The 12,810-nt window shown below is 64.1% G+C and carries 12 protein-coding genes; 8 read left to right on the forward strand and 4 right to left on the reverse strand.

Going from position 1 to position 12,810, the window contains the following annotated elements:
* The first annotated feature begins 64 nt into the window (after positions 1-64).
* The 7 genes from AX760_RS07825 (at position 65) to AX760_RS07855 (ending at position 7,565) form a co-directional block, all read left to right on the forward strand.
* Positions 65-1,129, forward strand: a complete 1,065-nt coding sequence (locus tag AX760_RS07825) for a LacI family DNA-binding transcriptional regulator (RefSeq protein ID WP_071832465.1) — start codon at positions 65-67, stop codon at positions 1,127-1,129.
* Entirely contained in the window at positions 1,126-2,148 is a 1,023-nt protein-coding gene (locus tag AX760_RS07830) for an ABC transporter substrate-binding protein (RefSeq protein ID WP_071832420.1), read from the forward strand. The genes AX760_RS07825 and AX760_RS07830 overlap by 4 nt, the downstream gene beginning before the upstream one ends.
* Before the next feature lie 94 nt (positions 2,149-2,242).
* Complete coding sequence (locus AX760_RS07835; protein ID WP_071832421.1) at positions 2,243-3,070, forward strand: ABC transporter permease; 828 nt, start codon at positions 2,243-2,245, stop codon at positions 3,068-3,070.
* Positions 3,067-3,846 carry an ABC transporter permease gene (locus tag AX760_RS07840; protein ID WP_071832422.1) on the forward strand — a complete coding sequence of 260 codons (780 nt, stop codon included), beginning with the start codon at positions 3,067-3,069 and terminating at the stop codon, positions 3,844-3,846. The genes AX760_RS07835 and AX760_RS07840 overlap by 4 nt, the downstream gene beginning before the upstream one ends.
* Positions 3,839-4,861 carry an ABC transporter ATP-binding protein gene (locus AX760_RS07845; protein ID WP_071832423.1) on the forward strand — a complete coding sequence of 341 codons (1,023 nt, stop codon included), beginning with the start codon at positions 3,839-3,841 and terminating at the stop codon, positions 4,859-4,861. Before AX760_RS07840 ends, AX760_RS07845 begins: the two co-directional genes overlap by 8 nt.
* A 5-nt stretch (positions 4,862-4,866) precedes the next feature.
* On the forward strand, positions 4,867-5,790 hold the full coding sequence (locus tag AX760_RS07850; RefSeq protein ID WP_071832466.1) for a nucleoside hydrolase: 924 nt from the start codon (positions 4,867-4,869) through the stop codon (positions 5,788-5,790).
* The gene (locus AX760_RS07855; protein WP_071832424.1) at positions 5,787-7,565 is read left to right on the forward strand and encodes an adenine deaminase; all 1,779 of its coding nucleotides are present in this window, start codon (positions 5,787-5,789) and stop codon (positions 7,563-7,565) included. The genes AX760_RS07850 and AX760_RS07855 overlap by 4 nt, the downstream gene beginning before the upstream one ends.
* A 27-nt stretch (positions 7,566-7,592) precedes the next feature.
* Here the strand turns inward: AX760_RS07855 and AX760_RS07860 are convergent, their stop codons facing one another.
* The 3 genes from AX760_RS07860 to AX760_RS07870 form a co-directional block, all read right to left on the reverse strand.
* Positions 7,593-8,531, reverse strand: coding sequence for an MYG1 family protein (locus AX760_RS07860; RefSeq protein WP_071832425.1), 939 nt, complete (start codon positions 8,529-8,531; stop codon positions 7,593-7,595).
* A 139-nt stretch (positions 8,532-8,670) separates the two neighbouring features.
* Positions 8,671-9,153, reverse strand: a complete 483-nt coding sequence (greA, locus tag AX760_RS07865) for a transcription elongation factor GreA (RefSeq protein ID WP_071832426.1) — start codon at positions 9,151-9,153, stop codon at positions 8,671-8,673.
* 105 nt (positions 9,154-9,258) lie between these two features.
* The gene (locus tag AX760_RS07870) at positions 9,259-10,431 is read right to left on the reverse strand and encodes a M20 aminoacylase family protein (protein WP_071832427.1); all 1,173 of its coding nucleotides are present in this window, start codon (positions 10,429-10,431) and stop codon (positions 9,259-9,261) included.
* Positions 10,432-10,622: 191 nt separating this feature from the next.
* Between AX760_RS07870 and AX760_RS07875 the strand changes: the two genes are divergently transcribed.
* A complete protein-coding gene (locus AX760_RS07875) occupies positions 10,623-11,300 on the forward strand; it encodes a phosphoribosyltransferase (protein WP_071832428.1) in 678 nt (225 codons plus the stop codon).
* A 37-nt stretch (positions 11,301-11,337) separates the two neighbouring features.
* On the opposite strand, the gene AX760_RS07880 is transcribed toward AX760_RS07875, so the two are convergent.
* Entirely contained in the window at positions 11,338-12,669 is a 1,332-nt protein-coding gene (locus AX760_RS07880; RefSeq protein ID WP_071832467.1) for a dicarboxylate/amino acid:cation symporter, read from the reverse strand.
* Positions 12,670-12,810 lie beyond the last annotated feature (141 nt).

The raw sequence follows: 12,810 nt of genomic DNA on the forward strand, positions 1-12,810 counted from the left end.
GATAGACAAAGGCGCAGCGTCGTACTACCAATGATTAATCGTTTAATCATTGGTGTCGGATTTCATGGCCTTTGTCCGCTCGGGATCGAACCTCAGCCAGATCGCCGCCCTGCTCGGCGTCTCCGCAGCGACGGTGTCAAACGCGCTGTCCGGCAAGGGTCGCGTCTCCGCAGAGCTTGTCGACAAGATCCGCGCGACGGCGGCGGAGATCGGGTATGTGCCGAGCCTCACGGGACGGGCATTGCGGACCGGCCGCACCGGCGTGCTTGGACTGGTCCTGCCCGATATAGCCAATCCCCTGTTTCCGCAGATCGCCCAGGCCATTGAATTTGCCGCCAGCAGCGCCGGATATGGCGTGCTGATCGCCGATTCGCGCGGCAGCGTTGCCATGCAGACGGACGCGATCAGCAGGTTGGTCGAGCGCGACGTCGACGGCATCGTCATCGTTCCGCGCCGCGGCACGCGGATCACCGACATCGGCTGCCCGGTCGCCGTCATCGACAGCCCGTCGACGCCGGGCAATACGGTTTCGGCCGATCACTGGCAGGGCGGACAGGCCGTCGTCGAGCACCTGGCCGGGCTTGGGCATCGCAGGTTCCTGCTGATCGGCAACAACGCCGCCTCCAACGTCCAGAACGATCGCATCGGCGGCATGAAATCCCGGCTTCCGCAGGGTGGCCATGCCGAGGTGATGTGGATCGAAAGACATGAGGCGCAGTTCGGCAAGGGCGGCCTGCTCGGGCTTGCCGAAAGGGTGGCGGATGGCTTTACCGCCTTCTGCGCCGTTTCCGACCTGCAGGCGCTGCGAGCGCTCACCGAACTGCAGCGCGCCGGCATCGCCGTGCCGGAGGCCGCCAGTGTCACCGGCTTTGACGATCTCGTCTGGTCGTCGGTGATTACGCCGGGCCTGACGACGCTGCGCATGGACATGGCGACGATCGCCGACATCGCCATCAAGGCGCTGGTGCGTGTCATCGAAACCGATGCAGCCGGAACGGCGGTGGCAGCCGACCGCCCAAGCGTGCCGATGACACTGGTGATCCGCCAGACCACTGCCCGGATGGCGGCCTCGGCCGGCACCGTTTCCAATTCGGAACCAGAAACACCGCCTGAAGGAGAACGCAGATGACCAAGATGCTCTTGATTTCCACCACGGCCCTGATGCTGACAGCGGGCTTTGCCCAGGCGCAGGACAAGACCCTGACCATTTCCGTCTATGCCTTTGCGCAGGACGACTTCAAGGCGATCGTCTACGATCCCTTCGAAGCGCTCTGCGGCTGCACGCTGGTCGTCGAGACCGGCAACAGCGTCGAACGGCTGGCAAAGATCGAGGCCAACAAGGCAAGCCCTGTTATCGACATGGCGGTTGTCTCGATGGCCGATGCGCTGTCGGCTGCGCGCAGCGGCCTGATTGAAAAGATCGACACGAGCAAGCTGACAAGCTTCGACAAGCTCTACGACATTGCCAAGGATCCGAACGGCGACGGCATGAGCGTCGGCTATACCTTCTATGCGACCTCGATCGTCTACCGCACCGACAAGATGACGATCGACAGCTGGGCCGACCTGCTGAAGCCGGAATATGCCGGTCACGTCGCCTTCCCGAACGTCACCACCAACCAGGGGCCGCCGGCGCTCTACATGCTCGGCCAGGCGCTGGGCAAGGATACGCCGGATCTCAAGGGCGCGATCGAGGCGGTCGGTGCCGCCAAGGACGATATCGTCACATTCTACGTCAAGTCCTCGCAACTCGTGCAGCTGATGCAGCAGGAGGAAATCTGGGCCGCACCGATCGGCCGCTTCTCCTGGGCGCCATTCACCAAGCTCGACCTGCCGCTCGGCTGGGCGACGCCGAAGGAAGGCCAGACCGGCGGCATGAACGTCATGGTTCTGACCAAGGGCTCGAAAAACCACGACCTGGCGCTGCAGTTCATGGATTTCTGGCTGTCGACCGAAATCCAGACCAAACTCGCCGAAAAGCTGATCGACAGCCCCGCCAACAAGGATGTGCAGGTGTCCGATGCGGTCGCTGCCGACATCACCTATGGCGAGGACACAGCCAGGAGCCTGAAGCTTATTCCCTCCGCCATAGCGCTCGACAACCGCGATGGCTGGCTGTCGGAGTGGAACGCCCGGGTCGGCCAGTAACACGAATGCCTCCCAAGGCAAGGGACGCGGCGCAGAGCCGAATGGCGACCGCCGCGTCCCGACTGATCCTTGAGAATCACGGAGACGACGTTTTATGTTCCAGAACCGGACAGAAGCACTGGCGCTTGCCTTGCCGGCCGCGATCTTTGCGGCGCTGGTCTTTCTCGTGCCGGTCATCCTGCTGCTTTCCGAGGGGTTTCGGGTCGCCGACAGCTGGACGTTTTCCGCCTATGCCGACTTCTTCGCGCAGCCGCTCAACCGCACGGTCTTCCTGCGCACGCTGAAACTGGGCGCACTGGTGACACTGGTGGCTGCCATCATCGGCTATGCCGCCGCCTATGCCATCGTCAGCCTGCCGGCGGGAACCAAGGGGCGGATGATCGGTCTCGTCGTGCTGCCGCTGATGATTTCGCCGGTCGCCCGCACCTATGCCTGGATCGTCATCCTCGGCCGCACCGGCATCGTCAACCACGCGTTGATGGCGGTCGGCCTCAGCGACGCGCCGATCCGCATCCTGTTCAGCGAGACAGCCGTGTTCATCGGCCTGTTGCAGCTGTTCCTGCCGCTGATGATCATCTCGCTGGTCAGCGCGCTTGAAAACCTGCCGAAGGATGTGGTGCCGGCCGCCCGCGTGCTCGGTGCCAACTGGCTGCAGGTGTTCTGGAAAATCATCCTGCCGCTCACCCGCGAGGGCCTGGTCGTCGGTGGCACGCTGGTCTTCACCGGCTCGATGACCGCCTATATCACGCCGGCCATTCTCGGCGGCTCGAAGGTGCTGATGCTGGAAACGCTGATGTACCAGCAGGTGACCGTCGCCAACAATTTCGTTGCCGCCAGCGTCATCGCCTTCATCCTTGTTGTCATGAGCTTTGCCGCCAACATCCTCTTGAAACGCATCGCAACGGCGAGGAACCGGTCATGACCCGGAGACTGTTTGCACCGCTGACCCTGCTTCTGGTGCTGGTCTTCCTGATCGGCCCGTTTTTGATCATCGTCGCCGCCTCGTTTTCGGCGGGCGACACGCTGGCTTTTCCGCCGCAGGGCCTCTCGTTCAAGTGGATCCTCAAGGTCTTCACGGTCGAGAGTTTTCGCGACAGCTTCGTGATGTCGATGTTTCTGGCCATCGGCGGCACGTTTGCAGCACTAATCATGGGCATTCCGGCATCCTATGCGATGTCGCGATACAGGCTGCCGTTTTCGGAGACGGTGCGCACCGTGGTTTCGGCGCCGATCATCGTGCCCGGCATCATCGTCGGGCTGGCGCTTTTGCGCTATTTCGTCGTGCCGATCGGGGTGCCGATCACGCTGGCCCTATTTCTCGCCCATACGGCGCTGGTGCTGCCCTATGCCGTGCGCGTCGTGTCCGCCAGCCTCAACAATCTGCGCCCGGACATCGAGGAAGCCGCCGTGCTGCTGGGTTCCTCGCGGCTCGGGGCCTTTTTCCGGGTGGTTCTGCCCAATATCCGCGGCGGCATCCTGTCGGCTTTCATCCTCGGCTTCGTCACCAGCTTCAACCAGGTGCCGGTGTCGCTGTTTCTCTCCGGCCCCGGCGTGCGTACGCTGCCGATCGACATGCTCGGCTATATGGAGATCGTCTTCGACCCGTCGATCGCCGCCCTCTCCTCGCTTCTCGCCTTCCTGTCCATCGGCATCGTCTTTGCCGCCGAACGTTTCCTGGGGTTCTCCCGTTATGTCTGATCGTTTCCTCGCCCTCGACAAACTTTCGCTCGCCTATGGCAACACGGTTGCCGTTCGGGATCTCGACCTTGAGATCCGCAAGGGCGAGCTTCTGGCGCTGCTTGGCCCGTCCGGCTGCGGCAAGACCACGACCATGCGCTCGATCGCCGGCCTGATGACCCCGGTAGGGGGGCGCATCCATCTCGATGGCACCGACATTACCCGCATGCCGGCCAACAAACGCGCTGTCGGGCTGGTGTTCCAGTCCTACGCGCTGTTTCCGCATCTGAGCGTGTTCGAAAACGTTGCCTTTGGCCTGAAGCTGAAGGGAATGCGCGGCACGGAGCTGGAAACCAGGGTCACAAACGGCCTGAAATCCGTCGGGCTGTCCTCTTTTGCCAACCGCAAGACGCCGGAGCTGTCCGGTGGCCAGCAGCAGCGCGTGGCGCTGGCCCGCTCGATGGTCATGGAACCGAAAGTGCTTTTGCTCGACGAACCGCTTTCCAATCTCGATGCCCGGCTGCGGCTGGAAATGCGCACCGAACTGCAGCGCGTTCAGAAGGAAAGCGGCGTGACGATGATCTTCGTCACCCATGACCAGGTCGAGGCGCTGGCGCTGGCCGACCGGATCGTGGTGATGAAGAACGGCGCCATCGAACAGATCGGCACGCCCGAGGCGATCTACAATCACCCGGTCTCCGCTTTTGTTGCCGATTTCGTCGGCTTTGAAAACATCTTTGCCGTGCGCCATGGCAGGCTGGTGACGGCGGCCGGAGGTGTCATGCTGTCGGGCGCGCTTCCCGATGTGGCCGGGCTTGCCTGGCGGCCACGCTCCGTGTCGCTCGGCTCAGGTCCGCTGTCCGGCACGGTGCGCGGTGTCTCCTTTGCAGGCGGCACGCGCGAATATGTGCTGGAAACACCGCTCGGCACGATCAAGGCGGAGGTCGATGCCGCCCTGCCTGCCCATGGACTTGGACAAACCGTCGCCTTCGACCTGCCGGTGGCCGGTGCCGCTTCCCTCAGACGGTTCGGGTGATCATCATGGGTGTCTGGATCGATACCGACATGGGCTTTGACGACATCGCCGCCATTCTGGTCGTGCGCCATGCGGAGCTTGAAATCGATGGCGTTTCACTTGTCTTCGGCAACACGCCGATCGACCAGGTCCGCCGCAATGCAGCGGGTGCGACGAAAGCCTTCGGCTGGACCTTTCCGATCCATGCCGGCCGGGCGCGACCGGTGATGGGGGCGCTCGAAACGGCGCAGGCGATCCTCGGCGAAACCGGCATCCCGACGGCAAGCCGCACGCTTCCCGAGGCGGACGAACATTTCAAGGACGATGCGTTCACAGCCCTTTGCCGCTGGCTGGAGACGAGCCCTTCGCCGCGTCGAATCCTGGCGCTCGGCCCGCTGAGCAATATCGCGGCGCTTGCGCTTGCCCGTCCGGATCTGGCGGACAGGATCGATGACCTGACCTGGATGGGCGGCGGGCTGACGCGCGGCAACCACACGGCGTCTGCGGAATTTAATGCTCTTGCCGATCCGGAAGCCGTCGCCATCATTCTCGCCCACGGCCTGAAGCTGCGTATGGTCGATCTCGATTTCTGCCGGACGATCCTGGCGATGCCCGAGGATGCCGCCCCGATCCGGGCAGCGGGCGGAGACAATGCCGAACTGCGGGCCGATATGATGGCCGGCTACATTGCCATCGGCACCAGTCGCGGCCGGCCGGCCATGGCGGTCTACGATCCCTCGGCGGCGGTCGCCTTCGTCCGACCCGATCTCGTCCGCTTCCAGCCCGCCCGCATCGACATGGAATGCGCGGGATCGCTGACGCGCGGCCGCACCATTGTCGAAACGCGGCCGACGCAAGGTGCTTTCAACGCCAGCTTCGCGGCCGATGGTGATACTTCAGCGATCAAGCGCGTGATCTTCGAGGCGCTGGCATGGGAAGCGCGAAAATGAACGGCGCAGACATGCCAGACCTGGATGATCCCGACCTGCGCAGCCGCGCAGTTTCTGCCGCCGGCGGCAAGGCCCCCTTCGACACATTGATCGTCAACGGCACGCTGGTCGACATGGTGACAGGCGAGCTTCGGGCTGCCGATATCGGGCTGGTCGGCCCGCTGATTGCCAGCGTGCATGCGGCCGGCACACGGCGCGACGCGGCTAAGATCATTGATGCTGACGGCGGCTTTGTCTCACCGGGGCTGATCGACACCCATATGCACATCGAAAGCTCGATGGTGACGCCGGCGAACTACGCCTGCGCCGTCTTGCCGCGCGGTGTCACCACCGTGGTCTGGGATCCGCACGAATTCGGCAATGTGCATGGTCTGGCCGGTGTTCGTTATGCCGCCGACGCTGCGCGCGGCCTGCCCTTGCGCATGATCCTGCTGGCGCCATCCTGCGTGCCCTCGGCGCCCGGACTGGAGCTTTCAGGTGCCGATTTCGACGCTGGCGTGATCGCCGGGCTTCTGTCCTGGCCGGAGATCGGCGGCATTGCCGAGGTCATGAACATGCGCGGCGTCATCGACCGCGACCCGCGCATGGCTGCCATCCTGCAGGCCGGCCTTGTCTCCGGAAAACCCGTCTGCGGCCATGCGCGCGGGCTTGAGGATGGCGAGCTTGCCGCCTTCATGGCGGCCGGCGTCTCCTCCGATCACGAACTCATCTCCGGCGACGACCTGATTGCCAAGCTGCGCGCCGGCCTGACCATCGAGCTGCGCGGCTCGCATGACCATCTCCTGCCGGATTTCGTCGCGGCCCTGAAGGGTCTTGGCCACCTGCCGCAGACCGTGACGCTGTGCACCGACGATATCTTTCCCGACGATCTCGCTCATGGTGGCGGTCTCGACGACGTGGTCCGCCGGCTGGTGCGTTATGGCTTGCCGCCGCAATGGGCGCTGCGGGCCGCGACGCTGAATGCCGCGCAGCGCCTGCGCCGCAGCGATCTCGGCCTGATTGCTGCGGGTCGCCGCGCCGATATCGTCGTCTTCGAGGACCTGATAGCGTTTCGGACCCGTCTGGTGATTGCCAATGGCGAAACCGTCGCCCGTGATGGGCGGATGCTGCAGGCCCTGCCGACGATCGACGCCACGCCGCTGCTCGGCTCGATGAAGATCGCACCGCTGTCGGCCGATGATTTTCGGATCGCCTCGGCAGCACAAAGCATTCGCATCGCGACGATCGACCAGCCGCGCTTTACGCGATGGGGGCAGATGGATGCGGATGTGCGCGATGGCTTCGTGGTGCCGCCGGAGGGCACGACGATGATTGCCGTTGCCCACCGTCATGGTCGGGCCGACAGCCGGCCACGCCTTGGCTTTTTGACGGGTTGGGGCGCGTGGCGGGGCGCTTTCGCGACCACGGTCTCCCATGACAGCCACAACCTGACGATCTTCGGCAGCGAGCCCGAAGACATGGCGGTCGCGGCCAATGCCGTGATTGCCGCTGGCGGCGGCATGGCCGTTGCTTCAAGCGGCAAGATCGATGCGTTGCTGCCGCTGCCGCTGTCGGGCCTTGTTTCCGGGGAACCGCTTGACGTGGTTGCCCGCAATTTTGCCGCGCTGCGCAGCGCCACCGGCAGGATCGTCGACTGGCATCCGCCCTATCTGATCTTCAAGGCCTGTTTCGGGGCGACACTGGCCTGCAATGCCGGGCCGCACCAGACCGATCGCGGCCTAGCGGATGCTGTGACGGGGCGCCTGCTGGAAAGCCCCGTGCTCGCCGCGATCTGATCCGTTTTTCGAAGCGTTATTCGCCCGCTATGAGTTGCCGGCACCGCCGGCGAGCGCGTCCGCGACGGCAAGTTCCGCCATGGCCAGAACGGCCACACGGGTTTTTGCTGCTGCGACAAAGCGTCCATTGTGGCAGAAGCTTGCGCCGTCCACACCGGACGCGGTCTCGAGATCTGCGCCGGTCAGTCCGGCCCATGCGGCCGGCAGGTCGGCCCGCACCTCGAACCCCTCGTCGGCGCGGCGGATCGTTGTCAGACACCAGTCTTTTTCACGGGGATGGACGACGAACAGCAGGTGATCGGCGCCGGCCTTGACGACAGCGGCCCGGAAGGGCATGCCGAGCGGCAGCTCCAGAATGCGCCCCTCGCCTGCCGTCTCGATCGCCTTATGGACGAGGCCCTCAGCCCGCAGTTTGGCAGCACTCTGGGCGAGCTTCGCCTCGACGAAACTGCGCGCGATGGCGAGCGCCATGTGAAAGGCGCTGTTTTCGGCTTCCGGATCGGTGGCATCGAAAACCGGCTTCAGAGTTTCCAGGAGCACCGGCAGCGTCAGGCCGGCGAGCGGGCCGGCAATGGCTGGATTGAGCGCGCCATTGTCCATCAGATCGATCGGCAGCACGAAGCCAGCATCGAACGACGCATGCACGGCGTCAATATGCGCCTCCGGCAGACCGGTCGCTGCAAGATAGGCGCGGCCATAATGGTTCCAGATCAGTCCGAACGAGCTATAGGGCTGGCCATCGGCGCGCAGCGGCGCACCGCGCTGGTGGTGATCGAAGATCTGCCGGTCCGCATCATAGGCGCCGCCGACATCATAGATGATGCGGTCTGCAGCAGGGGTGATCCACTCCGGCGCGCGGCTGCGCATGATCCGGGCCTGTGGAAACAGCCGGGTGAGGATTACGCTCGACAGCAGTTCGTCGGCATGGAACCCGCCGGAATGGGTCACGAGAAAATCTGGGGTCATGCCGGGATGTGCCTTTGTGTTCGCGGGCGCCGCTTTTTACAATGTCCCCTCAGATAGTCTTTGCCGACGCACATCTCAACCCGCGACCGCCGCATTTCCCAACGCGGCAAGGGCTGCGCGCTGTCACACGCGCCAGGCTCTATCCGATTGCAACGATCTCGATGTCGTGGCCGCCGGTTTCGACTTCATCGCCGACGGTTTTGCCGAGGAGCGCGCGGGCGACCGGGGACATGTGGGAAATCGAGCCGGCCTTCGGATCCGCCTCGTCCTCGCCGACGATGCGATAGGTCTGGACGCGGCCGTCGTCGCGGCTGAAGGTCACCGTGCTGCCGAAGGCGACAATGTCGGTCGATGCCGGATCGGCCATCAGCTGGGCGGTGTGAACCCGTGCTGCAAAATAGCGCACGTCCCGCAGCGGGCCGGCAACCTGTCGTCGCCGCTCGTTGACATCCTCGATCGTGCTCGACGCGTCATAGAGCGTTTTGGCCTCGCCCAGCTGCTGCTGAAGCGCCTTCAACCCGGCCTCGGTGACAAGGTTCGGGTGCGGTGAGACGGGACGGTCAGGCAGCATGGTTTCCGCAGCCGTTTCCGAACTTTCTTCCTTGGTGAAGGCGACACTCACTTCAAAACTCCATTCCGGCGCGCCGAAAGCGGCGCATTACAAAGGGCCATTGCCCATCCGCCCCTATATAGGGCGGCATCCGCCACAATGCTTGCGAAAGCCTGATCATTCCGGCTGCAGCTCCTGCTCGACCAATGCCGTCCAGAAGGCGATGCCGGGGCCGAGTGCTGCGTCGTTGAAGTCATAGGCCGTATTGTGATGCAGCGCGCCGTCGATGGCCGGGCCATTGCCGAGCCAGACATAGCAGCCGGGTGCCTTGTCCGCGAAAAAGGAAAAGTCGTCGCCGGCTGTCGACGGCGGGAACTTCGTGCGGACGCGTCCGCCAAAGACCGTCGAGGCAGCCTTGCACGCCCTTGCAGTCGCGTCCGGATCATTGATGACGGGCGGAATCCGGCGCTCGAAGGCATAGTCGGCCTGGATGCCGAACATGGCGGCAGTGCCCTTGGCCAGACGGCCGATTTCGGTTTCGAGCTGGTCGCGCACCTCCGGTGCATAGGCGCGGGCCGTGCCGCCGATCTCGACCTTATCCGGAATGACGTTGAGCGCCTCGCGGTTGCCGGCCTGGACCGAGCAGGCGCTGACGACAGCGGGCTGCAGCGGGTCGACGACGCGGCCGACGATCGTCTGCAGCGATGCCAGAAACGTGCCGGCGGCAGTGATCGGGTCGCGGCCGAGATGCGGCTTGGCGCCATGCGTGCCAGTGCCGCGAAAGGTGACGCGCCAGCTGTCGGACGAGGCCAGCTGCGGCCCCTCGACCACGGCGATTTCGTCGGGATCAAGGCCCGGCATGTTGTGCAGGCCATAGACGGCATCGCAGGGGAAACGATCGAACAGGCCGTCCTCGACCATGCGCCGCGCGCCGCCACGCCCCTCCTCCGCCGGCTGGAAGATGAAATGCACCGTGCCGGAAAAATTCCGCGTCTGCGCCAGATAGCGGGCGGCGCCCAGCAACAGCACCGTGTGGCCGTCATGGCCGCAGGCGTGCATCCGGCCATCAACCGTGGACTTATGGGGGCGATCGGCTGTTTCCGGCATTGCGAGCGCATCCATATCGGCGCGAAGGCCGATGGTCCGCGGCCCCTTGCCGACCGTGAGCGTGCCGACCACGCCGGTGCCGCCAAGGCCGCGATGCACTGTTATGCCTGCATCTTCGAGGATATCGGCGACGATGCCGCCGGTGCGGACCTCTTCGAAGCCAAGCTCGGGATGGGCGTGCAGGTCACGGCGCAGCGCGGTCAGGAACGGCAGGTCGGCGGACAAAAGGTCAGGCAGGTTCATCGGTCGGGCAATTCCTTGAAGGGCTGTCACTCTTGGAGGCTGGAACGGGCGCCTTGCCCGTATACCCGGACACTGAGCGCATGCTTCGACTTGACGCCCTGCCGGTATAGTGGAAAACCAGCCGGAATCGAAGGCCGATCCTGCTGTTATCGCATGGATATTCGTGGCCTTCGCTGAAAAGGGGAAATACCATGCAGCCGCATGACTTCTGGCAGGAACTGCATCCGCCCGCGACCGTCGATCCGCTGGCCGAGCATCGGGATTTCTATCCCGCAACGCTTGGCGACGGGCGGCACTTGCGCCTGCCGATCCGGCCGCTTGCGGATGGCCATCATGCGCTGGCATCGCTGATCATCAACCAGGCGAGCTTTGCCGTACAGGATGCGCTGTCGGAGCAACTCGCGGACAGGCTCACCGCGTTTCGGCCGGACGTGATCGTCGGGCTTCCGACGCTGGGGCTGACGCTTGCCAGCGGCGTTGCCCGCGCGCTCGGCCACAGCCGCTACGTACCGCTCGGCACGTCGAAGAAGTTCTGGTACGACGCGGACCTTTCGGTGCCGATGTCGTCGATCACCACGCCGGACCAGGTCAAGCGGCTCTATATCGATCCGCGCATGCTGCCGCTCTTGCAGGGCCGCCGCGTGGTTCTGGTCGACGACGTGATTTCGAGTGGCAGCTCGATCGTCGCCGGGCTTTCGCTTCTGGCGATCGCCGGCATCGAGCCTGTCGGCATCGGCGCCGCCATGCTGCAATCGGACCGCTGGCGGGCGCGGCTTGCAGAGCGGGGCGCGCATTGGCCGGACCGCACCCTTGGCGCATTTTCAACGCCGCTATTGTCGAAAACAGCAAAGGGCGGCTGGTCTGCCTGAACAGACTCAAGCCGCCCCCTTTTATCGAAACGTGGCGTTATTCGGCCGGTTGAAGGCCTGCCAGCGGCACCTCGTCCTCGCGCGTGCCGCCCAGGGCTGCTGCCAGCTGCACCGTGTCGAGTTCGTTTTCCCAGCGGGCGACGACGATGGTTGCAACCGCATTGCCGACGAGATTGGTCAGCGCCCGGCATTCCGACATGAAGCGATCAATGCCGAGGATCAGCGCCATGCCGGCGACCGGCACGGCCGGCACGACCGAAAGCGTGGCGGCCAGCGTGATGAAGCCAGCGCCGGTGATACCGGCAGCGCCCTTGGAGCTGAGCATGGCCACCAGCAGCAGCAGGATCTGATCGCCCCAGGACAGCTCGATGCCGGTTGCCTGGGCGATGAACAGGGCCGCCAGCGTCATGTAGATATTGGTGCCGTCGAGATTGAAGGAATAGCCGGTCGGTATGACCAGACCGACAACCGAGCGCTTGCAGCCGGCCTTTTCCATCTTGTCCATCAGGCCCGGCAAGGCCGCTTCCGACGACGACGTGCCGAGCACCAGAAGCAGTTCCTCCTTGATGTAGCGCAGGAGGGCGACGATCGAGAAGCCGTTGTAACGGGCAACCGCGCCGAGCACGACGAAGACGAACAGAAGCGCCGTCACGTAGAAGGTGCCGATCAGCATGGCAAGGTTGGCGATCGAGCCGACGCCGTATTTGCCGATGGTGAAGGCCATGGCGCCGAAGGCACCGATCGGGGCGGCCTTCATCAGAATGGCGACCAGCTTGAACACCGGCGCCGTCAGCGCGTTGAGGAAGTTGACGACGGGCTCGCCCTTCTCGCCGACCATGGCCAGCGACAGGCCAAACAGGACGGAGAAGAACAGCACCTGCAGGATGTCGCCATCGGCGAAGGCGCCGACGATCGTTGTCGGGATGATATGGGTGAGGAAGCCGACAATGCTCTGCTCATGGGCCTTTTCGGTATAGGTCGCGACCGCCGAAGGATCGAGCGAGGCCGGATCGATGTTCATGCCGGCGCCGGGCTGCACTACATTGGCGACGATCAGACCGATGATCAGCGCAAGCGTCGAGAAGGTCAGGAAGTACAGCATGGCCTTGCCAGCGACGCGGCCGACCTTCTGCAGGTCGCTCATGCCGGCGATGCCGGTGGCGACCGTGAGAAAGATGACCGGCGCGATGATCATCTTCACCAGCTTGATGAAGGCATCGCCGAGCGGCTTCAGCTGCGTGCCGAATTCCGGATAGAAATGGCCAAGCAGAATGCCGGCGGCGATCGCGACCAGAACCTGCACATAGAGATGGCGGTAGAAGGGTGTCTTTTCTGCCGGCTTTGCGGCCGCATCGAATGCTGCAATCATGATGTCCTCCATGAGACCCGTCCGGAACGAATTCCGGCCTCCCGGGCCATTTGCTTCAAATCCAACGACGAAGCCGTTGTTGGCAAAACCATTCGCAAGCGCCGTGCCAGTTTCTGCAGATCCTCTAAGCATCTGAAAATA

The sequence above is a fragment of the Pararhizobium antarcticum genome (assembly GCF_001885585.1).
GTDB classification, from domain to species: domain Bacteria; phylum Pseudomonadota; class Alphaproteobacteria; order Rhizobiales; family Rhizobiaceae; genus Pararhizobium; species Pararhizobium antarcticum.